This is a genomic window from Leifsonia shinshuensis (assembly GCF_031456835.1).
Taxonomy (GTDB): Bacteria; Actinomycetota; Actinomycetes; order Actinomycetales; family Microbacteriaceae; genus Leifsonia; species Leifsonia shinshuensis_C.
This window is the reverse complement of record NZ_JAVDVK010000001.1, coordinates 271,624-297,267: the sequence shown is the minus strand read 5'-3', so window position 1 is coordinate 297,267 and position 25,644 is coordinate 271,624. Positions and strand designations below refer to the sequence as shown.

Sequence of the window (25,644 nt, the reverse complement as noted above, 5' to 3'; positions counted from 1 at the left end):
AGCGCGCCGCGCTAGGGATGCGCTCGGTTCGGCCGCGCACGCGCATCCCGATAGCCTGTATCGGTGAGATTCTCGCACCTCAGCACCGCCGCAGATCAGAAGCCCCGCCTGGCCGCCGTCATCGGAGACGGAGCGCTCTTCCTGGACGAGGTGATGGCGGAGCCGCCGCGGGACCTGCAGGAGCTGATCGAGCGCGGGGATGAGGGACTCGCCGAGGTGCGCGCCCTCGTCGCCGAGGCGGAGTTGGAGGCGGGCGAGCTGCCCACCGCTCATGAACTGCGCCACGCGTCCGCCGTCCTCCGGCCGCCGCACGTGATCGCCATCGGCGCGAACTACGCCGCGCACGCCTCCGAGCTGAAGCTCCGCAGCGAGAAGGCCGCGACCGTCTTCAACCTGTGGCCCAACTCCCTCGCCGGCCACGGCGGAACCACGGCCTGGCCCGCCGACCTGTCGACGCAGGTGGACTACGAGGCGGAGCTCGGTGTCATCATCGGCAAGCCCGCCCGCGACGTCGCGGTGCAGGATGCGCTGGACTACGTCTGGGGCTACACGGTGGTCAACGACATCACGGCGCGCGACCTGCAGTTCTCCGAGGCCCAGTGGTCGCGGTGCAAGTCGTTCGACGGGTTCACCCCGACCGGACCCGTCGTCGTCACGGCCGACGAGATCCCCGACCCGCAGGACCTCTGGCTCACGACCAACGTCGACGGCGCGATCCTGCAGGATGCGTCCACCGCCGACATGGTCCGGTCCGTCCCCGAACTGATCGAGTTCCTGTCGCGCTCGGCGACCATCCCGCCGGGCACCCTCATCTCGACGGGCAGCCCCGGCGGCGCCGGATACTCCCGGAATCCACCGGTGTTCCTGCGCGACCGTTCCACCGTCACGGTGTCCATCGGCGGGATCGGCTACCTCACCACGTACTGCCGCGTCACGTGAGCCGCGCCGCCGCCGCGGTGGGCTAGCGTAGCCCCATGTCGATCGGTGAGCGGCGACCTGTGACGGGCGGCGACGACGAGGCTGCACGCCTCGACGCCGCCCTGCCCGACATCGACTGGTCCGTCGCGCCCGTCGGAACCGTGTTCACGCGGTTCCGCGCCCCGAGCGGGGAGCTCGCCGTCGCGTCGCTCGGTGACCCGGGCGACCCGCGGGTCGTGCTCATCCCGGGCGTCACGGGCTCGAAGGAGGACTTCTACCTTCTCGCGCCGATCCTCGTCGCGGCGGGGTACTACGTGCAGAGCTTCGACCTCGCCGGCCAGTACGAGTCGGCCGACGCCGGTCCCCCGCCCGGCGAGCGGTACACCTACGAGCTGCTGGTGGGCGACGTCGTCGCCTTCCTGCGCGACGGCGGACCCGCCCACGTGCTCGGCTACTCGTTCGCCGGCATCCTCTCCCAGCTGGCGCTGGTGCGGCATCCCGAGCTGTTCCGGTCGCTGACCCTGCTCACCGCGCCGCCGGAGCCCGGCCAGGCGTTCCGCGGCGTCCGGGTCATCGGGTGGCTCAGCTGGCTGACCACCGCCCGGCAGGGCGCGTTCCTCATGATCTGGGGCATCACCACGAACAAGAACCGCGTCTCGGACATCCGGCTCGCCTTCGTGCGGTCGCGGTTCGCCTTCACCCGCCGTTCCAGCGTCGACGACATCGTGGGGCTGATGAAGCGCGTCCCGGATGTGCGCGCGCGGGTGGCGGCCAGCGGCATCCCGGTGCTCGTCGCGACCGGCGACCACGACCTCTGGCCGACCCACCTGCACGCGGCGAACGCGAAGGCGCTGGGCGGGCGGCTCGCGGTGTACCGCACAGGGCACAGTCCGTGCGAGACGGCTCCGCACCAGCTCGGGCGCGACATGATCGCCCTGTTCCGGGAAGCCGAGGGCGGCGACGCGCCGTCCTCCCGCTGAGCGCGCCGCATCCACACGCCAGAGTGTCCCCCGATTGAGGGGTAGACGCGTCGATCTGCGCCGCCCGAACATGGTCGCGCAGTCACGGGTGAGGAGGCTGGGGATGTCCGAGGACGATGTCATCCACCCACCGCACGCCCCGCGCTTGCGGGAGCATGTGGGGATGGTTCGCTGGCGCCGGTCCGGCGACGGAGACTGGTGCGCGGAGACGGTACGGGGGCAGTTCGTCGGGTGCGACGGGCGCGTCTGGCGGGTCCGCCTCTACTCCGGGATCGAGCTGGAGTACGACCTGGAGGACTGGGCGCCGTTCCAGTGAGATCCGTGGCCCCGCGTCGACCGCGGGGCCGCGGAGGTCACTCCGTCTCTTCGCGCGCCTCGGCGATCGCGTCCGCCTCGATGACGGGGATGGCCGTGGTGATGACCTCGAGACCGCTGAGGCGCGCGGGCGACAGCAGGCGGGTCACCTCGTCGCGGCTCATCAGCTTGGCCTCGACCACCAGGTCGGCGACGTTGCGCCCGGTCAGCAGGGCCGACTTCGCGAGCGCGGCCGCCGCCGCGTAGCCGATGTGCGGGGTGAGCGCCGTGATGACGCCCACCGACGATCCGACCATGGCGCCGAGGCGCTCCTCGTTGGCGGTGATGCCGTCGACGCAGTTGATCCGCAGGGTGCGGAACGCCTGCGCCATCCAGGTGATGCTCTGCAGCAGCGAGTGCGCGATGACCGGCTCGAAGGCGTTCAGCTGGAGCTGGCCGCCCTCGGCCGCCATGGTGACCGTCACATCCGCGCCGGCGACCGAGAACGCGACCTGGTTGACGACCTCCGGGATCACCGGGTTCACCTTGCCGGGCATGATGCTGGAGCCCGCCTGGCGCGGCGGGAGGTTGATCTCGCCGAGCCCGGCCTGGGGGCCCGACGAGAGCAGGCGGAGGTCGTTGCAGATCTTGGAGAGCTTGATCGCGCTGCGCTTGAGCGAGCCGGAGAACGACATGAACGCGCCGGCGTCGCTGGTCGACTCGATGAGGTCGGGAGCGGTCTCCAGGTTCAGCCCGGTGATGACGTTGAGGTGGCGGACGGCCGCGGCGGCGTAGCCGGGATCCGCGGTGATGCCGGTGCCGATCGCCGTCGCTCCGAGGTTGATCTCGGCGAGCAGCCACTTGGTCTCGGTGAGCCGCGCGTGGTCCTCGGTGAGGGTCGTGGCGAAACCGTGGAACTCCTGGCCGAGCGTCATCGGGACGGCGTCCTGCAGCTGCGTGCGGCCGACCTTCAGGATGTTGCGGAACTCCGCCGCCTTGTTCGCGAACGAGTCGCGCAGCAGCGCCAGCTCGTCGAGGAGGTGGGCGAGGGCGAAGGTGAGGCCGATCTTGATCGCGGTCGGGTACGTGTCGTTCGTGCTCTGGCTGCGGTTGACGTCGTCGATCGGGTGCAAGTGGGCGTAGTCGCCCTTCGGGTGGCCGTCGAGCTCGAGCCCGATGTTGGCGATGACCTCGTTGGCGTTCATATTCGTCGAGGTGCCGGCGCCGCCCTGCATGACGCCGACCACGAACTGGTCGTGGTACCGGCCGTCGATGATGAGCTGGCAGGCGCGGTCGATCAGCTCGGCCTTGTGCGGCTCGAGCACGCCGATCTCGAGGTTGGCGCGCGCGGCGGCCTGCTTGACGCTGGCGAGGGCGACGACGAGGTCCGGGTAGACGGAGATGGGGCGCTTGGCGATCGGGAAGTTCTCGAGTGCCCGCGAGGTGTGGATGCCCCAGTACGCGTCGACGGGGATCTCGCGGCTGCCGAGGGAGTCGCTCTCGGTGCGGGTGGGGCGGCCGTCGGGGGCCTGCGCGGGGACGTCGGACACGTTCTCGGACGCGTCCACCAGGGGGTCGGCGACGACCGCGTCGGTGATCACCGGAATGGGTGAGGTCTTCGAGTCGTCCATGGTTGCTGTCGGGTTCACGGTTGGCACCGTTGCCTCTCGTTGTGCGGTGGCATGTCTGTCTTCAGCCGGACGTTCGTGGCCTCCGGCATGGCCGAGCCTACCCCCGGGCGCTGGCACCCCACTGGACGTCCTGTCGCTCACTTTCGGCGGCTTTCGACAGCGTGTCGATCAGCCGAGCTTGCGCAGAAGGCCCCGCGCGAAGCGGTCCTTGCCCTCGGTGTACGGCGGGTAGATCAGCGCCAGGGTGTCGGGCGCGAGCGACTTGCTGAGCACCGCCTTCTCGTGACTGAACGTGCGCAGCGAGCGCTCCCCGTGGTACGCGCCCGCACCGCTCTCCCCCACCCCGCCGAAGGGCAGCCCGGCCACCGCGAGGTGCGCGGCCGGGACGCCGAACCCGACCGCGCCGGAGCTCGTCTCGGTGAGGATGCGGCGGCGCGCGCGGGCGTCGGAGGTGAACGCGTACAGCGCGAGCGGCTTGTCGCCCGCGCGGATGATGCGGATGGCCTCGTCGAGACCGTCCACCGGCAGGATGGGCAGGATCGGCCCGAAGATCTCCTCCGCCATCACCGGCGAGTCCGGCGCCACGCCGGTGAGGACCGTCGGCGCGAGATACCGGGTGGCGGCGTCGTGGTCGCCGCCGACCGCGGCCGTGCCCGAGCCCAGCATCCCGGTGAGCCGCTCGAACTGGCGGTCGTTGACGATGCGGCCGTAGTCGGGGCTCTGCGCGGGGGCGTCGCCGTACAGCTCGCGCACCGCATCCCGGAGGGCATCCGCCAGCCGCGGCGCGATCGCCCGGTCGACCAGCACGTAGTCCGGCGCGACGCAGGTCTGGCCCGCGTTCATGAACTTGCCCCAGGCGATGCGGCGGGCCGCTGCGGCGATGTCGACCGTGCCGTCGACGTAGACCGGCGACTTCCCGCCGAGCTCGAGCGTGACCGGCGTGAGGTTCTCGACCGCCGCGGCCGCGACGATCCGGCCGACGCGGCCGTTGCCCGTGTAGAAGATGTGGTCGAAGCGCTGCGCGAGCAAGTCGGTGGTCTCGTCCACGCCGCCCTCGACCACGGCGACCGCCCGCCGGTCGAGGTACTCGGGGATGAGCCGGGCCATCGCCGCGGAGGTCGCCGGTGCGAGCTCGCTGGGCTTCAGCACCACGGCGTTGCCCGCGGCGAGGGCGCCGACCAGCGGAGCGAGCAGCAGCTGGACCGGGTAGTTCCACGGGGCGATGATCAGCACCACGCCGACCGGCTCCAGGATGGTGGATGCGCGCGCGGGCATGAGCGCACCCGGCACGGCCACGCGTTGCGGCCGCAGCCAGCGGCGGAGGCGTTTCAGGGTGTGGTCGATCTCGCCGACGACGAAGCCGAGCTCGGCGATCTGCGACTCGGTCGGGTTCTTCGCGAGGTCGGAGAGCAAGGCGTCCTCGAACACCGCGGAGCGCTCCGTGAGCATCCGGCGGAGTGCGCGGAGCTGCCCGAGACGCCACGCGAGCGGCTTGGTGACCCCTCGGTCGAAGGATGAGCGGAGATCGGCGACCGTGCGCGCATGCGTCATGCGCTCATCCTAGGCAGTCGCTCCGCCGTCAGCCCGCTCGACCGTCAGCGGGCGGGACGGTAGGCCAGATCGAAGATGGCGTGCCCGAGCCGTTCGCCGCGGCGCTCGAACTTGGTGACCGGGCGGTCGTCGGGGCGCGGGACGAAGTGCTCCTCCCCGGCCAGGTTGGCGAGCCCGGGCTCGGCGTCGAGCACCTCGACCATGTGCTCGGCGTACGGCTCCCAGTCGGTCGCGAGGCGCAGCACGCCCTCCGGGTGGAGGGCGTGCACCAGCAGGCGGGCGACCTCCGGCTGCACGAGCCGGCGGCGGTGGTGGCGCGCCTTCGGCCACGGGTCGGGGAAGAAGATCAGGATCTCGTCGATGGACGCCGGGGCGATCCCGCCGTTGAACACCTCGACGGCGTCGTGCCGGATGATGCGGATGTTCGTCAGCCCGCGGTCGCGCATCGCACCGAGCACGCGCCCGATGCCCGCGCCGTGCACCTCGATCCCGAGGAAGTCGCGCTCGGGGTGCCGCTCAGCCAGCGTGAGCAGGTTCTCGCCGTTGCCGAAGCCGATCTCGACGACCCGCGGGGCGGTCCGTCCGAAGGCGGCGTCGAGGTCGAGCGGCGACCCGTCGAACTCCAGCCCGAAGGCGGGCCACAGCTCGTCGATCGCCCGCTGCTGGGCTTCGGTCTTGCGTCCCCGGACGACGAAGCTGCGCGGCCGGACGAGGGGGGATGGTTCCATCCCCCCATTGTCGCGGACGAAAGCTCAGAGCCAGGCGAGCGGCAGGGCGGCGAAGCCGATCCCGATGCCGATGAGGGCGAGGAGGGCGACGAGCAGGACGCCGGCGAGCATCACGGCGTTGAGCACGATGCCCCAGATCGCCCAGGTGCAACCCTCGGGCTCGCGGCCCAGGGCGAGGACGCCGACGACGAGGCCGGCGATGGGGGCGATGAGCGTCCAGCCGAAGACGATCGAGGCGGCACCGAGCACGAAGCTGGTGATGCTGAGCGTCCGGACGGGAGCGACGGTCTGGTAGGGGGTACTGGTGGTGGTGGTCATGGATCCAGTCAAGCGGCGGCGGCCCGGCGCCGGTATCCGGATAACCCCCGACTAGACCCTGAGGGAAGCCCCTCAGGGTCTCGTCGGACGGCTGTCAGACCTGGCCGAGCAGTCCCTCGATGGGCCCGCGGGCGAAGTAGATCAGGAAGCCGGCGGCCACGATCCACAGCAGCGGGCTGATCTCCTTGGCCTTGCCCGCGAGCGAGCGGATGAGCACCCAGCTGATGAAGCCGACGCCGATGCCGTTCGCGATCGAGTAGGTGAGCGGCATGACGATGATGGTGAGGAACACCGGCAGCGTGACCGAGAACTCCGAGAAGTCGATGTGCCGGATCTGCACCACCATGAGCGCACCGACGACCACCAGCGCCGCGGCGGCGACCTCGAGCGGCACCACCTGGGTGAGCGGCGTGAAGAACATCGCGAGGAGGAACAGCACGCCGGTGACGACGCTGGCGAAGCCGGTCTTCGCGCCCTCGCCGATGCCGGAGGCCGACTCGACGAAGACCGTATTGGACGACGCGGAGGTTCCGCCGCCGACGATCGCGCCGACGCCCTCCACGATCAGCGCGGACTGGAGGCGCGGGAACGTGCCGTCCTCGTTGGCCAGCCCGGCGCTGCGCGCCAGACCCGTCATGGAGCCCATGGCGTCGAAGAAGTTGGTGAAGACCAGCGTGAAGATCAGCATGATCGCGGCCAGCGCGCCGATCCGGCCGAACGCGCCGAACAGGTCGACCTGGCCGACCAGGCTGAGGTCGGGCAGCGAGACGAGGGAGGTCGGCAGCTGCGGCACGGTGAGGTTCCAGCCGGCGGGGTTCTTGCCGAACGACGGTCCGACGTGCCAGATCGCCTCGCCGATGATCGCCACGACGGTCGCCGCGACGATGCCGATCAGCAGGGCGCCCTTCACCTTGCGGGCCATGAGCACGCCCATGATGACCAGCGCGATCAGGAACGTGATGGTCGGGAGGGTCGCGATGGAGCCCGCCTCGCCGAGCTGGACGGGCGGCGACGACAGCGTCGTGGTGCGGACGAATCCGCTGTCCACGAAGCCGATGAACGCGATGAAGAGGCCGATGCCGACGGTGATCGCCGTCTTCAGCTGGGCGGGCACAGCGTTGAAGATGAGCTTCCGCAATCCGGTGGCCGACAGCAGGACGATGATGATGCCGTTGATGACGACGAGGCCCATCGCCTCCTGCCAGGTCAGGATCTTGACCACGTTGACGGCGAGGAACGAGTTGATGCCGAGACCCGCGGCGAACGCGAACGGGAGCCGGGCGATCAGGCCGAAGAGCAGGGTCATCACGCCGGCACTGAGCGCCGTGACGGCGGCCACCTGGGTGGTGCCGAGCGTGTGGCCGACGACATCCTTCGTCCCGCCCAGGATCAGGGGGTTCAGGATGACGATGTACGCCATGGTGACGAAGGTCAGGACGCCGCCGCGCACCTCGGTGCCCCAGGTGGTGCCGCGGGCACTGATCTCGAAGAAGCGGTCGATGCGCCCAGGGGCGGACGTGGGCGCGCTGGTCGAAGCGGAAATGGTCGACTCCCGTAGGATCTTGTGGGCGGTGACCCGGCGAGGACTCAGGTTCGTCGGGTAGTGCGCGAATGCGCAGCATCAAGCCTATTCCGACTCGAGACCTGTGAAGGACACGCATGGCTCTGCCCTGGACGCTGCACGGCGACGGCAAGAAGGTGGGGGCGCACGAGATCGTGCTGCCCGGCGAACGGCTGACCTGGCCACGGACGATCGGCCTCGGCGCGCAGCACGTCGTCGCCATGTTCGGGGCGACGTTCCTGGTGCCGCTGCTGACCGGTTTCCCGCCGGCCACCACGCTGCTCTTCTCGGGCGTCGGCACGCTGCTGTTCCTCGTGATCACCGGCAACCGGCTGCCCAGCTACCTCGGCTCGTCGTTCGCCTTCATCGTGCCGATCGTCGCGGCGACCAAGGCTCACGGGATGCCGTCCGCGCTGTTCGGGATCGTCGTCACCGGCATCCTGCTCGCCATCGTCGGGCTCATCGTGGTCGGCACCGGGACGCGGTGGATCGACGGACTCATGCCGCCCGTCGTCGCCGGCGCGATCGTCGCGCTGATCGGCTTCAACCTGGCGCCCGCCGCCGGCGCGAACTTCGCCAAGGCGCCGGTGACGGCCCTCGTCACGCTCGCCGCGGTCATCCTGTGCACGGTGCTGTTCCGCGGGATGCTCGGGCGGCTGTCGATCTTCCTCGGCGTCGCGGTCGGCTACGTCTTCGCCTGCCTGGTCGGCCAGGTCGACTTCAGCGGTGTCGCGAAGGCCGACTGGGTCGGGCTGCCGCAGTTCACCCTTCCGGCGAACCCGTTCACCGCTCCGGCCTCGACCTGGGGCATCCTGCCGGCGTTCCTCCCCGTGGTGCTGGTGCTGATCGCCGAGAACGTGGGGCACATCCGCGGCGTCGCGCAGCTGACCGATCCGTCGGTGAACCGGCTCACCGGCCGCGCACTGTTCGCGGACGGGCTCGCGACCACCGTCGCCGGGTTCTTCGGCGGCTCCGGGACCACCACGTACGGCGAGAACATCGGCGTGATGGCGGCGACGCGCATCTACTCGACCGCCGCGTACTGGGTCGCGGGCATCGTCGCCATCCTGCTCGGCCTCTCCCCCAAGGTCGGCGCGGTCATCAACACCATCCCGGCGGGCGTGCTCGGCGGCGTCACGACGGCGCTGTACGGCCTCATCGGCATCATCGGCGTGAAGATCTGGCTGGACAACAAGGTCGACTTCTCGAAGCCGAAGAACCAGTTCACGGCGGCGACGGCCCTCATCATCGGCATCGGCGACTTCACGCTCAACCTCGGGCAGCTGACCTTCAACGGCATCGCCCTCGGCGCGATCGCCGCGATCGTTGTCTACCACGTCATGAACGCGATCTCCCGGGTGCGCGGCACCGACTGAGGCGACCCGCCGACCCCGACTCACCGGGGGCGACATTCGTGCCGAATGTCGCCTCCCACGAGCGCGTTCCGCACATTCGTCACGAATGTGTGAGCGCGGGCAGGGGAACATTCGTGCTGAATGTCGCCTCCCGCGAGCGCGTTCCGCGCATTCGTCACGAATGTGCGGCTCGAGCAGCGGTCGCTCGGCGCGCTCCCCTACTGGTGGAAGTACGGGATGATCAGGTACAGCCCGTAGATCACGGCCAGGGCGCAGCCCGTGAAGCACGCGTACGCAGCGGTCAGGGCGAGGCGCTTCTGGCCGGCCGTCAGCGGGTTCTTGCGCTGGGCCTTCTCGGCCTTGCGCTGCAGCTTCGCTGCCTTCTCCGGCGTCAGCACGGTGATCGCGTCCGTGAACTCCACCGGCTCGACGAACAGCGCGCGGCCGGCGACCGCCAGCAACCGCGTGCCGAGCGCGTAGAAGGCGACGACCACGCACGCCCCGATCAGGGACGCGGCGAAGACGAGCACGAAGGCTCCCCAGTCGATCATGCGGACTCCCTCCGCGGACGCTTCAGCGGCTTGACCTTCTCGATCTTGACGGCCTTGCCGGAGGCGGCCACCTCGCTCTTTCCCTGCAGCGGGACGGGCTTGACCGCGTTCTCGCTGGTGACCCGGTTGCGGGATGCGCGCCAGAAGATGTAGGTGACGACGGCGGCGCCGACGAGGGTGTCGATCACGACGCCGATCGGCCCGACATCGGCGACCAGCGCCGCAACAGCTCCGACGATGGCGGCGGAGGGCAGCGTCAGCGCCCAGCCGATGGCGATCCGGCCGGCCGTGCCCCAGCGCACGGACGATCCGCGACGGCCGAGTCCCGAGCCGATCACCGAGCCGGAGGCGACCTGCGTGGTCGACAGCGCGAAGCCGAGGTGGCTCGACGCCAGGATCGTCGCGGCCGTGCTGGTCTCCGCGGCGAAGCCCTGAGCGGGCTTCACCTCGGTGAGGCCGCGGCCGAGCGTGCGGATGATGCGCCAGCCGCCCGAGTAGGTGCCGAGCGCGATGGCCAGCGCGCAGGCGATGACGACCCACGTCTCGGGTCCGGACCCTGTCGGCTGGATTCCGGCCGCGATGAGGGTCAGCGTGATGACGCCCATGGTCTTCTGCGCGTCATTGGTGCCGTGCGCCAGGGCGACCAGCGACGACGAGAAGATCTGGCCGTAGCGGAAGCCTCCGCGGCCGTCGGGGCGGCCGTCGTAGCGGCGGGTGATCCAGTACGCGAGCTTGGTCGCGCTCCAGGCCACCACTCCGGCGGTGAACGGCGCGATGACGGCAGGCAGGATGACCTTGTCGAGCACCACGAGGAAGTCGACCGATTGGATGCCCGCGCCGATGATCGCGGCGCCGATCAGGCCACCGAACAGGGCGTGGCTGGAGGACGACGGCAGGCCGAAGAGCCACGTCACCATGTTCCAGACGATGGCGCCGACCAGCCCCGCGAAGATGAGCGTCGGCGTGATCTGCACGCCGCCGTCGCCTTCCTTGATGATGCCGCCCGAGATGGTCTTGGCCACCTCGGTGGACAGGAAGGCGCCGATCAGGTTGAGCACCGCCGCCAGCGCGACGGCGACCTTCGGCCGCATGGCGCCGGTCGCGATGGGTGTCGCCATCGCATTCGCGGTGTCGTGGAAGCCGTTCGTGAAGTCGAAGAAGAGCGCCAGCAGGATGACCAGCACGACGATGAGGGTGAGGTCCACCGTTCCCCTTCTCGCGATGACGCTGCTCGTGTCGGATCAGTCCCTCCCGATGCAAGGCTTCGTTCGGAGTTCATGCAAGGGACCTGGCGCTGTTCAGACACCGTGACGATACTCACACGACGCCTCCGCAGGGTCAAACCGGCGGTGCGCCGGGAGCGTCAGAGGCGGCCGACGGAGGTCACCCGCACCACCGCGACCCCCTCGCGGGCCGAGTCATCGAGCAGCACGTCCGCCGCGATCCCCCAGTCGTGGTGCCCCTCCGGGTCGGCCAGGATCTGCCGGACGCGCCAGATCCCGGTCTCGCCCTCCGGCTCCTCGTCGACGATGATCATCGCCGCCGAGCGGGCGGAGGCGTCGGTCAGGATCTCGTCGTGCTCCGCGTAGTACCCCTCGAGCGCCTGGTCCCACTGCGCCTCGGTGAAGGGGGCGATCCCTCCGGCGAGCACGGCGGCCTCCGCCTCGAGCACGCCCAGGTCGTTCACCCGGTCGAGGGCGGCGAGCTGGACCCGCCGGAACAGCTCGTTGCGCACGAGCACGAAGAACGCGCGCCGGTTGGTCGTCACGTTGCGGGGTGCCGGCGGCGCAAGCTCCGTCGCCTCGGCGGCGTGGCGGGCGGCGTCGGGGTGGACGAGCTCCTCCCACTCGTCGAGGAGGCTCGAGTCGACCTGGCGCACGAGCTCGCCGAGCCACTCCACGATGTCGCGCAGGTCCTCCGTGCGGAGGTCGAGCGGCACCGTCTGGTTGAGCGCGCGGTACGCGTCGGACAGGTAGCGGAGAACCACGCCCTCCGACCGCGCCAGCTTGTAGAAGGCGATGAACTCGCCGAACGTCATCGCCCGCTCGTACAGGTCGCGCACCACCGACTTGGGCCGCAGCTCGAAGTCGGCCACCCAGGGCTGGCTGGAGGCGTAGGTCGCGAACGCCTCGTGCAGCAGGATGTCGTGGGGCTTCGGGTGGGTGACCTCCTCGAGCGCCTCCATCCGCTCCTCGTACTCGATGCCCTCCGCCTTCATCGCCGCGACCGCCTCGCCGCGCGCATGGTACTGCTGGGCGGAGAGCACGGGCCGCGGGTCGTCGAGGGTCGCCTCGACGACGGAGACGATGTCGAGGGCGTAGACCGGAGACTCGATGTCGAACAGCTCGAAGGCGGCGAGCGCGAACGGAGACAGCGGCTGGTTGAGGGCGAAGTTGGGCTGCAGGTCGACGGTGAGCCGGATCTCCACCCCGTCGCCGGTGCGGACCGCCTCGACCACGCCGGCCGTCAGCAGCGACCGGTACAGCTCGATGGCACGCCGGGCCAGCGCGAGCTGCCGCTTCCAGGGCTCGTGGTTGTCAAACACCAGCGCGCGGACGTGGCCGTACACGTCACCGCCGCGCCCGATCACGTTGATGAGCATCGCGCTGGTGATCTGCATCGAGGAGGTGAGCGTCTCGGGCTCCGCCTCGATCAGCCGGCGGAACGACGGCTCGCCCCAGGAGACGAAGCCCTCGGGCGCCTTCTTCCGGACGATCTTGCGGCGCTTCTTGGGGTCGTCGCCGGCCTTCTCGAGCGCCTTGAGGTTCTCCGACTCGTGCTCGGGGGCCTGGGCGACGACCGTCCCGGCCGTGTCGAACCCGGCACGGCCCGCGCGACCGGCGATCTGGTGGAACTCGCGGGCGTTGAGCTGCCGCATCCGGGTGCCGTCGAACTTCGTGAGGGCGGTGAGCAGCACCGTGCGGATCGGCACGTTGATGCCGACGCCGAGCGTGTCCGTCCCGCAGATGACGCGCAGCATCCCCCGCTGGGCCAGCTGCTCGACCAGGCGGCGGTACTTGGGAAGCATCCCCGCGTGGTGCACGCCGATCCCCTGCCGCAGCAGGCGGGCGAGGGTCTTGCCGAAGCTCGTCGTGAACCGGAACTCGCCGATGAGCTCGGCGATCGCCTCCCGCTGCTCCCGGCTCGCGATCTTCGCGCTCGACAGCGACTGCGCGCGCTCCAGGGCGGCCAGCTGCGAGAAGTGCACGACGTAGATGGGCGACTGACCGGTGTGGAGCAGGTCCTCGATGGTCTCGTGGACCGGCGTGACCTCGTAGTAGTAGTGCAGGGGCACCGGCCGCTCGACGCCGGTGACCGTCGCGGTGGGCCGGCCGGTGCGTCGCTCGAGGTCGGCGGCGAGCGCGGTGACGTCGCCGAGGGTGGCCGACATGAGCACGAACTGGGTGTGCGGCAGGGTCAGCAGCGGCACCTGCCAGGCCCAGCCCCGATCCGGGTCCGAGTAGAAGTGGAACTCGTCCATCACGACTTGGCCGACCGGCGTCTCGTCGCCGTGGCGGAGCGCCAGGTTGGCTAGGATCTCGGCCGTCGCGCACACGATCGGCGCGTCGGCGTTGACGGCGGAGTCGCCGGTCGTCATGCCGACGTTCTCGGCACCGAAGATGTCGACCAGGGCGAAGAACTTCTCCGACACCAGCGCCTTGATCGGAGCGGTGTAGTAGGTGCGCTCGCCGCGGGCGAGGGCGGCGAAGTGGGCGCCGACGGCCACCAGCGACTTGCCCGTTCCTGTGGGGGTGCTCAGGATGAGGTTGGCCGCATCGATGACCTCGATCACCGACTCGTCCTGGGCCGGGTACAGCTGGATGCCGCCCTCCTCCACCCAGGAGATGAACGTCTCGTAGACCGCGTCCTCGCTGACGGAGCCGGGCCCGGACCAGCCGGGGATGTCCTCCACGCGCAGTCGGCGGACGGAGGGTGCGGTGCTGTCGGACATGATCCCCAAGCCTGTCATGCCCGCCGCCTCGTGGCGCGCTTCCAGCCGGGCGACATAGGTTGAGCCCGTGACGGAGTTCTGGCGGCCGGCGGCCGCGGGCGTGGCGAGCGTGGTCGCCGGCGTCGGCGCAGGCGAGCTGGTCAGCGCGTTCGTGATCCAGAACGGCAGCCCGGTCCTGACGGTGGGCGCGCTGCTGATCGACCTCGCCCCGGCCTGGGTGAAGGAGGCCGTGATCGGCCTGTTCGGGACGGGCGACAAGGCGTTCCTGATCGTCTCGCTCGGCATCGTGGTGCTGGCCGGTGCGGCGCTGGCCGGATGGCTGGAGCGCATCCGGCCTCCGCGGGGACGCATCCTGATCGGCCTGGGCGGCGCCGTCGGGGTCGTCGCCGCGGTGACCCGCGCGGGCAACGGACTGCTCGAAGCCATCCCGTCCGTGCTCGCGGCGGTCGTGGCCATCCTCGTCCTCGGCACGCTGATGCGGCTGCTGCGCGACACCGAACCCACGCGCATAGCGCCCGAGGGTCGGGTGAGCCGCCGCCGGTTCGTGGGGACCACCGCCGCTACGGCGGCGGGCGGGGCGCTCGCCCTCATCGTCGGTCAGGCCGTCGCGGGCGGCTTCCGCGCCGCCTCTGCGGCGCGGGCGGCCATCCGCCTCCCCGCGCCGGCGCGCACCGCCCCTCCCGTGCCGGCAGCCGCATCCTTCGACATCCCGGGCCTGTCGCCGATCATCACGCCCAACGCGGACTTCTACCGCATCGACACCGCCCTCCAGATCCCCGGGATCGATCCCGCCTCGTGGCGTCTGCGGATCACCGGCATGGTCGAGCAGGAGGTCGAGCTCACCTTCGCCGAGCTGCTGAAGCTTCCGCTTGAGGAGTCGACCACCACGCTGACGTGCGTCTCCAACGAGGTCGGCGGCGACCTGATCGGCAACGCCACCTGGCTCGGCTACCCCATCCGGCACCTGCTGGCGCGGGCGAAGCCGTCGGCGGACGCGGACATGGTGCTCTCGACCAGCCAGGACGGCTGGACGGCGAGCACGCCGCTGGAGGCGCTGACCGACGAGCGGAACGCGATCCTCGCCGTCGGGATGAACGGCTCCCCGCTGCCGCTCGAGCACGGCTACCCGGTGCGGATGGTCGTGCCCGGCCTGTACGGCTACGTCTCGGCCACCAAGTGGGTGGTGTCGCTGGAGGTGACCCGGTTCGACGAGCACACCTCCTACTGGACCGACCGCGGCTGGTCCGAGATGGGCCCGGTCAAGCTGTCGTCGCGCATCGACGTCCCGGCGTCCGGACGCCAGGTGAAGGCGGGCACGGTCACCGTCGCCGGCGTCGCCTGGTCACAGCACGTCGGCGTGAGCGCCGTGCAGGTGCGTGTGGACGACGGCCCCTGGCAGCAGGCGACCCTGGCGGACGCGATCTCGGCGGACACCTGGCGGCAGTGGCGGTACGACTGGGACGCGACGCCCGGCGCGCACACGCTGCGCGTGCGCGCCACGGACGCGAAGGGCCTGGTGCAGACCTCCACGGTGCGCGATGTGGTGCCGGACGGCGCGACGGGGCTGCACAGCATCCAGGTCACCGTGGCGTGACGCCCGACTGCGACCACCCGCCCGCTTCTGTGATTGGCTGAAGGCATGGCCCTCCCGCCGCTCGTCGAACCCGGTCCCGACCTCACCCCCGACCGCGTCGCCCGCTACGCGCGCACGACGCAGCTGCCCGGCTTCGGGACGGACGCCCAGCGCCGCGTGCGCGCCGCGCGCGTGCTGGTCGTCGGCGCGGGCGGACTCGGCTCGGCGGTGCTGCCGCTGCTCGCCTCGTCCGGGTTCGGGACGATCGGGATCGTGGACGACGACCGGGTGGAGCCGAGCAATCTGCCGCGGCAGAACATCCACACGCCCGCCGATGTGGGGCGGCCGAAGGTGGAGTCGGCGGCCGACACCGTGCGTGCGCTCGGCGACGAGGTGGAGGTGCGGATCTTCGCCGAGCGGCTCAGCGCGGACAACGCGGAGCGCATCCTCTCGGGATTCGACCTGGTGCTGGACGGCAGCGACAACTTTCCTACCCGCTACCTCGTGGACGACGCGGCGACGCTGGCCGGCATCCCGGTCGTCTGGGGCGCGGTGCACCAGACCGGCGGTCAGGTGGGGCTGAGCTGGTCGGCGCAGGGTCCGACGTACCGCGACCTCTTCCCGGTGCCGCCCGCGCCCGGAACCGTCGCAAGCTGCGCCGAAGCGGGCGCGCTGCCGTCGGAATGCGGAGTGGTCGGCGCTCTCATGGTCGGCGAGGCGGTCAAGCTCGTGACCGGCACCGGGACGCCGCTGCTCGGCCGGGTGGTGTTGCACGACGCCCTCAGCGGAGGTTTCCGCGAGCTCGCCTACGAGCGCGACCCCGAGGGGCCCCCGGTGACGGGCCTGATCGACTACGACCTGTTCTGCGGCATCACCGACACGATCTCCCCGGCCGAGCTGGATGCGCGGCTGCGCGCAGGCGAGGCGTACACACTGCTCGACGTGCGCGAGCCGTGGGAGGCCGACATCGTGGAGCTGCCGGGCTCGCTGCTGGTGCCGCTCGGCGTGGTGCAGCGCGATCCCGCCGGGGTGGCGGAGCGCCTCCCCGGCGACCCGCTGGTGATCGTCTGCCACCACGGCATCCGGGCCGAGACGGCGCGCGTGCTGCTGGCGGAGGCCGGCCTGCCCGGGCTGGTGCTCGCCGGCGGCCTCGACGCCTGGTCGCGCGACGTCGATCCGTCCCTGCCGCGCTACTGAGCATCCAGGGGTCGCAACACGCCGTCATCCGTCGGCGATGACGGCGCGTCGCGACTCCTCGTCGCACCAGCCGGTGGCGCGGCGGCGGGGACGCGGGATACTAGGCGCATGACAGGCGACCCGTCCGCGCGACCGCGCAGCGTCGAGGAGCACGCCGCGCTGGTGGCGCGCATGCTCGAACCGCTCTCCGAGGAGCCGGCGGAGGAGTCCGTCCCCCTCGACCACGCCCTCGGCCGGGTGACCGCGGAGGAGGTGCGGTCGCAGGTCGACCTGCCGCTGTTCCGCAACTCGCAGATGGACGGGTACGCGGTGCGGTCCGCCGACGTGCACGAGGTGCCGGTCGCGCTCGAGGTGACCGGCGACATCCCGGCGGGGCACACCACCCCCGTCTCCCTCGTCGCCGGAACGGCCCTGCGCATCATGACCGGCGCGCCGGTGCCCACCGGCGCCGACACGATCGTCCCGGTCGAGGACACCGAGCTGGTCCTCGGGCGCGACGACGACCTGTCCGGCGCGATCGTCGAGATCCGCCGCAGCCGCCGGCGCGGCGAGTACGTGCGGGAGCGCGGCAGCGACGTCCGGCGCGGCGACGTGCTGGTGCCCGCGCGCACCCGCCTGGCGCCGCGGCACCTGGCCGCGCTGGCCGCGGCCGGCGTCGAATCGGTGACCGTCCGCGCACGGCTGCGCGTGGGCATCCTCACCAGCGGCACCGAGCTGATCGCGACCGGGACGCCCGGCTTCGGCCAGGTGTACGACGCGAACGGCATCGCCCTCGCCGCTCTGGTGCAGGAGGCCGGGGCGACCGTCTCCGTGCGCGCCAGCAGCGACGACGACCCGGCAGCGTTCGAGCGCATCCTCGACGACGCCCTGCGCACCAGCGACCTGATCATCACCTCCGGCGGCATCTCGCGCGGCGCGTACGAGGTGGTGCGGGAGGTGCTGCACCCGCGCGGCGCCGACGTTACGACGGTCGCCATGCAGCCGGGCGGACCCCAGGCGACCGCTGTGGTCGGCGGAGTCCCGGTGTTCGCCTTCCCCGGCAACCCGGTCAGCACGCAGGTGTCGTTCGTCGTGTTCCTGCGGGACCCGCTGCGCGCCGCGGCCGGTCTGCCGGGCATCCCGCCGCGTGAGGTGACCCTGCGGGAGCCGGTGCGCTCGATTCCGGGGCGCCGCCAGTTCCTGCGCGGCGTCCTCGACGGCGCCGGTGCCGCGGTCTCCCCCGCCTCCGGCCCGTCGTCGCACCTGGTCGCCGGGATGGCGAAGGCCGACGTGCTCATCGACCTGCCCGAGGAGGCGGAGACCCTGGAAGCCGGCTCGCCCGTGACAGTCTGGACCCTATGACGCAGCTCACCCATCTCGACGCCGACGGCCGCGCCCGCATGGTCGATGTCGGCGGCAAACCCGAGACCGATCGCGAGGCGGTCGCCCGCGGACGCTTCGTGACCACGCCGGAGGTGGTCCGGCTCGTCGCGGCCGACGACCTGCCCAAGGCGGACGTGCTCGCCACTGCGCGCATCGCCGGGATCGGCGGGGCGAAGCGGACCAGCGAGCTCATCCCGCTGTGCCATCCCCTGCCTCTCAATGCCGTGCGGGTCGACTTCGAGCTGGACGCGGAGTCCGGCACGATCGAGATCGAGGTGGTCGCGCGGACGCACGGCCGGACCGGCGTCGAGATGGAGGCGCTCACGGCGGTCGCCGTGGCCGGCCTCACCCTGCACGACATGGTGAAGGCGGTGGACCCCGCCGCGATGCTGACGGATGTGCGGCTCGTCGCCAAGAGCGGCGGCAAGCGCGGCGAGTGGACACGGGATGCGGCGGCCGCCGCTCCCTCCGGCGCTGCTCCGGACTCCACCGCCGAGGACGCCGAACAGCCCGCCACGGTGACCGGCGCGATCGTCCTGGTCGCGTCCACGCGCGCCGCGACGGGCGTCTACGAGGACACCACCGGCCCGGTCATCGCCGACTGGCTGGCCGAGCGTCGCCTGCCCGCGGTCGTGCGGGTCGTCGCGGACGCCGCTGTGGATGCGGCCCTGCGCGAGGCGGTCGACGCGCGTCCCCTCGTCGTCATCTCCACCGGCGGCACGGGCATCTCGCCCACCGACCGGACACCGGAGGCGACGGCGGCCGTGCTCGACCGGGAGCTGCCGGGCGTCGCGGAGGCGCTCCGCGCCCGAGGCGCCCAGGCGACGCCGCTCGCGGCGCTGAGCCGCGGGCTGGTCGGCGTCGCGGGATCGACGCTGGTGGTCAACCTGCCCGGCTCGCGCGGCGGCGTCCAGGACGGCCTGGAGGTTCTCGACGGCCTGCTCCCCCACCTGCTCGACCAGCTGCGCGGAGGTGATCACCGATGAGCGACGTGCTCGCCGCTGTGACCGGCGACCCCCTGGACCCGTCGACCGTCGACGAGTTCGTGTGGCGGGCAGAGGCCGGGGCCGTGGTCTCGTTCCAGGGCATCGTGCGCGACCACGACGGCGGGAAGGGCGTGGTGTCGCTCGACTACCGCGCGCATCCTGAGGCGGAGAGGTTCCTCCGCGAGTGCTGCGAGGAGGTCTCCCGCAGCACCGGTCTGCGGGTGGCCGCACAGCACCGGGTCGGGTCGCTGACCATCGGCGACCTCGCCTTGATCGCGGCCGTCGCTGCCCCGCACCGCGCCGAGGCGTTCGCGGCGTGTGCGGAGCTCGTGGAGATCATCAAGGCGCGCGTGCCGATCTGGAAGCGCCAGCACTTCACCGACGGCGATTCGGAGTGGGTCGGCCTCTGAGCCCTTTTTCCGCATCCGCGGATCTAGGATGGGTTCCATGCCGCAGATACGGATCAAGGATGCTGCGCTCTACCTCGGCGTGAGCGACGACACCGTGCGCCGCTGGATCGACGCGGGAACGCTCACGAGCAGTCAGGACGGCTCTGGACGGACGGTCGTCGACGGTCTCGAGCTCGCGCAGCTCGCCAAGCAGAACGCCGTGCTGCCGCCCGACCCGTCCGGCTCCACCGGCTCCGCGCGCAACCGGTTCGTCGGGCTGGTCACCGACATCGTGGCCGACCGGGTCATGGCTCAGGTCGAGCTGCAGTGCGGCCCGCACCGCGTCGTGTCCCTCATCAGCAGCGAGGCCGTGCGCGAGCTCGGGCTGGAGCTCGGCTCGGTCGCCGTGGCGGTCGTGAAGGCCACCAACGTCATGGTCGAGGCTCCGGCGGGGTCGCGGTGAGCGCGCGGCGGCGGGGTGCGGTGCGGGGTGCGGCGGCTGTCGCCGGGCTGCTCCTGGCGGCCTCGGCGCTGGCCGGGTGCAGCGTTCCTGGGGCCGGTCAGACCGTGACGCCCTCCGGCTCGGGCACGCGCGTCAGCGGCACGATCACCGTGTTCGCCGCCGCGTCGCTCACCAAGACGTTCACCGAGCTCGGCACGGAGTTCGAGGCCGCGCATCCCGGCACGACCGTCACCTTCTCGTTCGCCGGCTCGTCCGACCTCGTCACCCAGCTGACCGCCGGGGCGCCCGCTGACGTGTTCGCCTCCGCTGACGAGGCGAACATGACCAAGGCGGTCGCCGGGAAGGTCATCCAGGGCACTCCCACGGACTTCGCCACCAACGTGCTCGCGATCGCGGTCCCGCCGGGCAACCCGGCGCACGTGAAGAGCTTCGCCGACCTGGCCTCCCCTGGCATCAAGACGGTGGTCTGCGCTCCCCAGGTGCCGTGCGGGGCGGCGACCGCGAAGGTGGAGCAGTCGGCCGGCGTGACGCTGCACCCGGTGAGCCAGGAGTCGTCGGTCACCGACGTGCTCGGCAAGGTGAGCTCGGGCGAGGCCGACGCGGGCATCGTGTACCGCACCGACGTGAAGGGCGCGGGATCGTCGGTGGAGTCCGTGCCGTTCCCGGAGGCCGCGAAGACGGTCAACGTCTACCCGATCGCCTCCGTCGCCCACGCCCCCAACCCCCGAGGCGGAGCGGCGTTCGTCGCGTTCGCTACCGGACCCGAGGGCCGCCACGTGCTCGCCGCCGCCGGTTTCGGGGCGCCGTGAGGATGCGGGCATGAACGGCGGCACTGCGGGACCGCGGCTGGGCGTCCCCCGCTGGATCGTCGTGGTCGCGGCGATCGGCGCCCTGTTCGTCCTGCTCCCCCTCGTGGCGATGGCCGCGCGCGTCGACTGGGCCGAGTTCATCCCGCTGATCACGTCGCCGTCGTCGGTGGATGCGCTCCTCCTCAGCCTGCGCACGTCGCTGATCGCGACGGCCGCCTGCCTGGTGCTGGGCGTCCCGATGGCGATCGTGCTCGCGCGGGTGCCGTTCGCCGGGCGGCGCGTGGTGCGTGCCGTCGTCCTGCTGCCGCTGGTGCTGCCGCCGGTCGTCGGCGGGCTCGCGCTGCTCGCCCTGTACGGCCGCCGCGGCCTGCTCGGCGGCACTCTCGACGTGGCGTTCTCGACGCCGGCCGTCATCATCGCGCAGACGTTCGTGGCGCTCCCGTTCCTGGTGCTCAGCCTCGAGGGCGCGCTGCGCGCGAGCGGCGAGCGCTACGAGGCGGTCGCCGCGACGCTCGGCGCGCGACCGTCGGCCGTGCTGTTCCGGGTGACCCTGCCGTTGGTGCTGCCGGCGGTCGTCTCCGGCGCCATCCTCTCGTTCGCCCGGGCGCTGGGCGAGTTCGGCGCCACGCTGACCTTCGCGGGAAGCCTGCAAGGCGTCACGCGCACCCTCCCGCTGGAGATCTACCTGCAGCGGGAGACGGATCCCCACGCCGCTGTCGCGCTGTCGCTCGTCCTGGTGGCCGTCGCGATCGTCGTGGTCGCCGTCGCGCACGGTGCGGGTGAGCGGGTGCGCCCGTGGCGGTCGCGGCGGCGTCCCGCAGACACGACGGCGCACGCCGAGGCGGCGGCGTGAGCCTGCGCCTCGCGGCGACCTCGGCGGCCCGCGACGTCACCGTCGACCTCGCCGTCGCGGACGGCGAGACCCTCGCACTGCTCGGTCCGAACGGCGCCGGCAAGTCCACCGTGCTCGGGATGCTGGCCGGACTCGTCCGCCCCGACACCGGGCGCGCGACGCTCGGCGACGACATCCTGTTCGACCTCCCCGGCGCCTGGCGTCCGCCGCACCGTCGCGGGGTCGCGCTGCTCGCCCAGGACGCGCTCCTGTTCCCGCACCTCAGCGTGCGCGCGAACGTCGCGTTCGGCCCCCGCGCGGTCGGCGCATCCCGGGCCGAGGCCGCTGAGCGGGCGGCCGAGTGGATGCGGCGCACCGGCACGACACCGCTCGCCGACCGGCGGCCGTCCGAGCTGTCCGGCGGACAGGCGCAGCGCGTCGCGATCGCTCGCGCCCTCGCCGCGGAGCCGAGCCTGCTCCTGCTCGACGAACCGCTCTCGGCGCTCGACGTGTCCGTCGCCGCCGACGTGCGCGGGATGCTCTCCGAGGTGCTCGCCGGCCGGACGACGGTCCTGGTCACGCACGACGCGCTGGACGCCTACCTCCTGGCCGACCGGGTCGCCGTCGTCCACGACGGCCGCGTGGTCGAGGAGGGCCCGACGCGCCAGGTGCTCGAGCGGCCGCGGCACCCGTTCACGGCGGAGCTGTCCGGCCTCACCCTGCTGAGCGGCGTGCGCACCGCCGACGGTCTGCAGACGACCGACGGGATGCGCGTGCGCGGCACCGCGCCCGCCCCCATCCCGGTCGGCGCTCCCGCGCTCGCGGCCGTGCGCCCCTCGGCCGTGCGCGTCGCGCCCGCCCCGGATCCTGCCTCTCCGCCCGCCGCCGACACGATCCCCGCCACCGTCACCGCTCTCGAGCCCCAGGCCGACCTCGTGCGCGTCCGCACCGACCGCCTCGACGCCCTGATCGCCCCGGCCGTCCTCGCCGACCTCCGCCTGCACCCCGGCGCCCCCGTCACCCTCCACGTCCCCCTGGACGCCGTCACCATCTACCCCGCCTGACCAGCCCCACTCCCCACCATCGGTTCCTCAGTTAATCCGCCGACACGCCCTGACGAGCCGGATTAACTGAGGAACCGATGAATGGGCGGGTCAGCCGCCGGCGAAGGGAGGGAGGACGTCGACGGGGGTGGCGAGCGTCAGCTCGCGGGAGGGGTCGCGGGAGACGATGCCGCCGACGAGGAACGAGCCGGAGCGGACCACCCGCTCCATCGGCTCGCCGTAGCGGGCGACCAGCTCGCGCTGCAGGCCCTCGATCGTCGGCTCGGGCAGGTCGAGGCGCTCCTCGGGGCGCCCGGCGGCCTCCTCGGCGGCCGCGAAGTAGCGGACGTGCACCTCAGCCACCGATCGCCCCCATGCTGCGCACCGGCGGCGCGAACCCCTCCGCGTCCATCCCGTGCCCGGACTGCTTGCCCCACATCGCCGCCCGCCACCAGCGCGCGATCTCCGCGTCGTCGGCGCCGCCGCGGAGCAGCCCGCGCAGGTCCGTCTCGTCGTCGCCGAACAGGCACGAGCGCACGGTGCCCTCCGCCGTGATCCGGGTGCGGTCGCACGCGGCGCAGAACGAGCGCGTGACCGAGGCGATGATGCCGACGGTGGCGGGGACGCCGTCCACCGTCCATCCCTCGACCCGCCACTCCTCGGCGGGCGCGTGCGGGTCGTCGCGGCCGGCCTCGACGAGCACGAACCGCTCGCTCAGCACGGCGAGCAGCTCGTCGGCGGGGACCATGTTCTCGCGCAGCCACGACCGCTCGGCGTCCAGCGGCATCTGCTCGATGAAGCGCAGGCGGCAGCCGTTCTCGAGCGCCCAGGCGAGCAGGTCCGGCGCGTCGCTGAGGGTGTCGCGCATCATCACGGCGTTGAGCTTGAGCGGCGTCATCCCCGCCTCGTGGGCGGCGCGGATGCCCGCCATCACCGCGGGGAGCCGGTCCCGGCGCGTGAGCCGGGCGAAGTGCTCGCGGTCGACCGTGTCGAGCGAGACGTTGACGCGGGTGAGCCCGGCGTCCACGAGCGAGTGGATGCGGTGCTCCAGACCGATCCCGTTGGTCGTGATCGACAGGTCGATGCCGGGCGCGGCGGCCGCGGAGAGCCCGATGATCTCGGCCAGGTCGGCCCGCATCAGCGGCTCGCCGCCGGTGAACCGCACCTCCCGCACCCCGAGGTCGCGCGCGCCGATCCCGACGAGGCGTGCGATCTCGTGAGCGCTCAGCAGGTCCTCCCGCGGGATCGCGGGGAGGCCCTCCGCCGGCATGCAGTACGTGCAGCGCAGCGAGCACTTCTCGGTCACCGAGACCCGCAGATCGCGCGCCACCCGGCCGAACCGGTCGATCAGACCGGGGTGGTCCGGCCGCCCCGAGGTCTCGGGCGGAGCGCCCGCGCCCGACGCCCGCGGGGCCGTGGCCCGCAGCGGGAGTCCCAGATTGACGGCCGTCATGCTCTTCACCATAGACCGGCCGGGACCGGACCCCATAAGCTTCCCCCATGGGAATCATCTCGTCCGGCTTCCTCGGCCGTCGGAGGACCGACGACCCCCGCCTCCCTCCCGGTCAGTACCTGACCGAGGGCTTCCCGGTGCTGTCCGCCGGGCCGACGCCCCGCATCGCGAAAGACGACTGGGCGTTCACGATCACCACCGAGAAGGGCGACGTGCACCGCTGGAGCTGGGACGAGTTCCTCGCGCTCCCGCAGGAGGACGTCAGCACCGACATCCACTGCGTGACCAGTTGGTCCAAGCTCGGCACCTCGTGGCGCGGCGTGGCCCTCGACACCCTGTTCAAGGATGTCGACACCAGCTTCGAGTACACGATGGCGCACAGCTACGGCGGCTACACGACCAACGTGCCGCTCGCCGACCTGCTGAACGGCAAGGCGTGGGTCGCTCACAGCTTCGACGGCAAGGACCTGGAGCCGGAGCACGGCGGTCCCGCGCGACTCCTCGTGCCGCACCTGTACTTCTGGAAGAGCGCCAAGTGGGTCTCCGGGCTGCAGATGCTGCCGCAGGACCAGCCCGGCTTCTGGGAGCAGAACGGCTACAACATGTACGGCGACCCGTGGAAGGAACAGCGCTACTGGTGAGCAGCGTATGGCGAGTGGCCGACGTGGTCGACACGCGGATGGAGACACCGACGGCCCGCACCATCCGGTTGCGCATCCAAGGATTGCACGGCCACCTGGCCGGTCAGCACGTCGACATCCGGCTGACCGCGCCTGACGGCTACCAGGCGGTCCGTTCCTACTCCATCGCGTCCGGCGGAGGCCGCGGCGCGCTGGACCCGCACGAGCTGCCGGACGATGAACTCGAGCTGACGGTCGAGGAGCTCGCCGACGGCGAGGTCTCGCCGTACCTGGTGCGCGGGCTGCAGAACGGCGACCAGCTGGAGGTGCGCGGACCGGTCGGCGGCTGGTTCGTCTGGCGTCCGGGCGACGACACTCCCGTCCAGCTGATCGCCGGCGGCTCGGGCGTCGTGCCGCTCATGTCGATGGCGCGCGCACACGCCGCGGCGACCAGCACGGCACCGTTCCGGATGCTGTACTCGCTGCGCGCGCCGTTCTCCGGCTACTACACCGATGAGCTCGGCACTCTCGCCGCCGACGCCGCGGCCCCGTTCCGCGTCGACTACGTGTACACGCGGCAGGCGCCGCCCGGCTCGGACGCGAAGCCCGGCCGCCTCACCGCCGAGGGCCTGATGCAGCGGGTGCTGCCGGCCTCCGACTCCCCCACCTTCTTCATCTGCGGTTCGACGCCGTTCGTCGAGGCGGTCTCCGGCTGGCTGGTCGATGCCGGCCACGACCCGGCACGCATCCGCACCGAGCGCTACGGCGGCATCGGAGGCACGCCATGACAGGCCAGGACTACCTCGACGGCAACGCGGCCGCGGGGATGCTGTCGGAGGTCTTCGCCGCCGACGTCACCACAGCGGTCGGCTGCTGCGTCAACTGCGGCGACGAGTCGGTCGTCGCCCGCGGACGGGTCTACGTGGACGAGCACGGCCTCGTGGTGCGCTGCTCCGTCTGCGGCGACGTGCTCGCCGTCGCCTCCGAGCGCGCCGGCCGCCTCATGCTCGACCTGCGCGGCCTCGCCTGGCTGGAGTTCGCGGTCGAGTAGCCCCGCGATCGGCGGAGATCCGGCGCC

At 71.9% G+C, this 25,644-nt stretch carries 26 protein-coding genes; 16 read left to right on the top strand and 10 right to left on the bottom strand.

Going from position 1 to position 25,644, the window contains the following annotated elements:
• Positions 1–63 precede the first annotated feature (63 nt).
• The 3 genes from J2W45_RS01550 (at position 64) to J2W45_RS01540 (ending at position 2,214) form a co-directional block, all read left to right on the top strand.
• Entirely contained in the window at positions 64–939 is an 876-nt protein-coding gene (locus J2W45_RS01550; RefSeq protein ID WP_310128436.1) for a fumarylacetoacetate hydrolase family protein, read from the top strand.
• A gap of 35 nt (positions 940–974) precedes the next feature.
• Complete coding sequence (locus tag J2W45_RS01545; protein ID WP_310128434.1) at positions 975–1,898, top strand: alpha/beta fold hydrolase; 924 nt, start codon at positions 975–977, stop codon at positions 1,896–1,898.
• 103 nt (positions 1,899–2,001) lie between these two features.
• Positions 2,002–2,214, top strand: coding sequence for a hypothetical protein (locus tag J2W45_RS01540; protein ID WP_310128432.1), 213 nt, complete (start codon positions 2,002–2,004; stop codon positions 2,212–2,214).
• A 37-nt stretch (positions 2,215–2,251) separates the two neighbouring features.
• On the opposite strand, the gene J2W45_RS01535 is transcribed toward J2W45_RS01540, so the two are convergent.
• From J2W45_RS01535 to J2W45_RS01515, 5 genes are all read right to left on the bottom strand, one after another.
• Complete coding sequence (locus J2W45_RS01535) at positions 2,252–3,823, bottom strand: aspartate ammonia-lyase (RefSeq protein ID WP_310134859.1); 1,572 nt, start codon at positions 3,821–3,823, stop codon at positions 2,252–2,254.
• Positions 3,824–3,991: 168 nt separating this feature from the next.
• Entirely contained in the window at positions 3,992–5,374 is a 1,383-nt protein-coding gene (locus J2W45_RS01530; RefSeq protein ID WP_310128430.1) for an aldehyde dehydrogenase family protein, read from the bottom strand.
• 44 nt (positions 5,375–5,418) lie between these two features.
• The gene (gene trmB, locus J2W45_RS01525) at positions 5,419–6,102 is read right to left on the bottom strand and encodes a tRNA (guanosine(46)-N7)-methyltransferase TrmB (protein WP_310128428.1); all 684 of its coding nucleotides are present in this window, start codon (positions 6,100–6,102) and stop codon (positions 5,419–5,421) included.
• 24 nt (positions 6,103–6,126) lie between these two features.
• Positions 6,127–6,420: a hypothetical protein gene (locus J2W45_RS01520; RefSeq protein WP_310128426.1), complete on the bottom strand. Its 294-nt coding sequence runs from the start codon at positions 6,418–6,420 to the stop codon at positions 6,127–6,129.
• A gap of 94 nt (positions 6,421–6,514) precedes the next feature.
• Positions 6,515–7,981 (bottom strand): NCS2 family permease, encoded by a 1,467-nt coding sequence (locus J2W45_RS01515; protein WP_396427104.1) that lies wholly within the window; start codon positions 7,979–7,981, stop codon positions 6,515–6,517.
• Between the two features lie 98 nt (positions 7,982–8,079).
• Here J2W45_RS01515 and J2W45_RS01510 point away from each other — a divergent pair, with 98 nt between their 5' ends.
• Positions 8,080–9,357, top strand: coding sequence for a uracil-xanthine permease family protein (locus tag J2W45_RS01510; RefSeq protein WP_310128424.1), 1,278 nt, complete (start codon positions 8,080–8,082; stop codon positions 9,355–9,357).
• Positions 9,358–9,554: 197 nt separating this feature from the next.
• On the opposite strand, the gene J2W45_RS01505 is transcribed toward J2W45_RS01510, so the two are convergent.
• The 3 genes from J2W45_RS01505 to J2W45_RS01495 form a co-directional block, all read right to left on the bottom strand.
• Positions 9,555–9,887 (bottom strand): peptidase, encoded by a 333-nt coding sequence (locus J2W45_RS01505; RefSeq protein ID WP_310128423.1) that lies wholly within the window; start codon positions 9,885–9,887, stop codon positions 9,555–9,557.
• The gene (locus tag J2W45_RS01500; protein WP_310128421.1) at positions 9,884–11,092 is read right to left on the bottom strand and encodes an inorganic phosphate transporter; all 1,209 of its coding nucleotides are present in this window, start codon (positions 11,090–11,092) and stop codon (positions 9,884–9,886) included. The genes J2W45_RS01505 and J2W45_RS01500 overlap by 4 nt, the downstream gene beginning before the upstream one ends.
• Before the next feature lie 158 nt (positions 11,093–11,250).
• On the bottom strand, positions 11,251–13,839 hold the full coding sequence (locus tag J2W45_RS01495; RefSeq protein WP_310128419.1) for a DEAD/DEAH box helicase: 2,589 nt from the start codon (positions 13,837–13,839) through the stop codon (positions 11,251–11,253).
• Positions 13,840–13,906: 67 nt separating this feature from the next.
• On the opposite strand from J2W45_RS01495, the gene J2W45_RS01490 reads away from it, so the two are divergent.
• The 9 genes from J2W45_RS01490 to J2W45_RS01450 all read left to right on the top strand — a co-directional run bounded on the left by J2W45_RS01490 (position 13,907) and on the right by J2W45_RS01450 (position 22,514).
• Positions 13,907–15,433, top strand: a complete 1,527-nt coding sequence (locus J2W45_RS01490; protein WP_310128417.1) for a molybdopterin-dependent oxidoreductase — start codon at positions 13,907–13,909, stop codon at positions 15,431–15,433.
• Between the two features lie 45 nt (positions 15,434–15,478).
• A complete protein-coding gene (locus J2W45_RS01485) occupies positions 15,479–16,609 on the top strand; it encodes a ThiF family adenylyltransferase (protein WP_310128415.1) in 1,131 nt (376 codons plus the stop codon).
• Positions 16,610–16,717: 108 nt separating this feature from the next.
• Positions 16,718–17,950 (top strand): molybdopterin molybdotransferase MoeA, encoded by a 1,233-nt coding sequence (locus J2W45_RS01480; protein WP_310128413.1) that lies wholly within the window; start codon positions 16,718–16,720, stop codon positions 17,948–17,950.
• A complete protein-coding gene (gene moaCB / locus J2W45_RS01475; RefSeq protein WP_310128411.1) occupies positions 17,947–18,957 on the top strand; it encodes a bifunctional molybdenum cofactor biosynthesis protein MoaC/MoaB in 1,011 nt (336 codons plus the stop codon). Before J2W45_RS01480 ends, moaCB begins: the two co-directional genes overlap by 4 nt.
• Entirely contained in the window at positions 18,954–19,367 is a 414-nt protein-coding gene (locus J2W45_RS01470) for a molybdenum cofactor biosynthesis protein MoaE (protein ID WP_310128408.1), read from the top strand. The genes moaCB and J2W45_RS01470 overlap by 4 nt, the downstream gene beginning before the upstream one ends.
• Positions 19,368–19,404: 37 nt before the next feature.
• The gene (locus tag J2W45_RS01465; RefSeq protein ID WP_310128406.1) at positions 19,405–19,809 is read left to right on the top strand and encodes a TOBE domain-containing protein; all 405 of its coding nucleotides are present in this window, start codon (positions 19,405–19,407) and stop codon (positions 19,807–19,809) included.
• A complete protein-coding gene (gene modA / locus J2W45_RS01460) occupies positions 19,806–20,618 on the top strand; it encodes a molybdate ABC transporter substrate-binding protein (RefSeq protein ID WP_310128404.1) in 813 nt (270 codons plus the stop codon). Before J2W45_RS01465 ends, modA begins: the two co-directional genes overlap by 4 nt.
• A 10-nt stretch (positions 20,619–20,628) precedes the next feature.
• A complete protein-coding gene (locus tag J2W45_RS01455; protein ID WP_310128402.1) occupies positions 20,629–21,471 on the top strand; it encodes an ABC transporter permease in 843 nt (280 codons plus the stop codon).
• Positions 21,468–22,514, top strand: a complete 1,047-nt coding sequence (locus J2W45_RS01450) for a sulfate/molybdate ABC transporter ATP-binding protein (RefSeq protein ID WP_310128399.1) — start codon at positions 21,468–21,470, stop codon at positions 22,512–22,514. Before J2W45_RS01455 ends, J2W45_RS01450 begins: the two co-directional genes overlap by 4 nt.
• A 90-nt stretch (positions 22,515–22,604) precedes the next feature.
• On the opposite strand, the gene J2W45_RS01445 is transcribed toward J2W45_RS01450, so the two are convergent.
• Positions 22,605–22,856: a MoaD/ThiS family protein gene (locus tag J2W45_RS01445; protein ID WP_310128397.1), complete on the bottom strand. Its 252-nt coding sequence runs from the start codon at positions 22,854–22,856 to the stop codon at positions 22,605–22,607.
• The gene (gene moaA / locus J2W45_RS01440; protein WP_310128396.1) at positions 22,849–23,946 is read right to left on the bottom strand and encodes a GTP 3',8-cyclase MoaA; all 1,098 of its coding nucleotides are present in this window, start codon (positions 23,944–23,946) and stop codon (positions 22,849–22,851) included. The genes J2W45_RS01445 and moaA overlap by 8 nt, the downstream gene beginning before the upstream one ends.
• Positions 23,947–23,993: 47 nt before the next feature.
• Between moaA and J2W45_RS01435 the strand changes: the two genes are divergently transcribed.
• Genes J2W45_RS01435 through J2W45_RS01425 form a run of 3 tightly spaced genes read left to right on the top strand, consistent with a single transcriptional unit; the run spans position 23,994 to position 25,617 of the window.
• Entirely contained in the window at positions 23,994–24,587 is a 594-nt protein-coding gene (locus tag J2W45_RS01435; protein ID WP_310128394.1) for a sulfite oxidase-like oxidoreductase, read from the top strand.
• A gap of 14 nt (positions 24,588–24,601) precedes the next feature.
• Positions 24,602–25,354, top strand: a complete 753-nt coding sequence (locus tag J2W45_RS01430) for an FAD-binding oxidoreductase (protein WP_396427103.1) — start codon at positions 24,602–24,604, stop codon at positions 25,352–25,354.
• Positions 25,351–25,617, top strand: coding sequence for a DUF6510 family protein (locus J2W45_RS01425; RefSeq protein ID WP_310128391.1), 267 nt, complete (start codon positions 25,351–25,353; stop codon positions 25,615–25,617). The genes J2W45_RS01430 and J2W45_RS01425 overlap by 4 nt, the downstream gene beginning before the upstream one ends.
• The last annotated feature ends 27 nt before the right edge of the window (positions 25,618–25,644 follow it).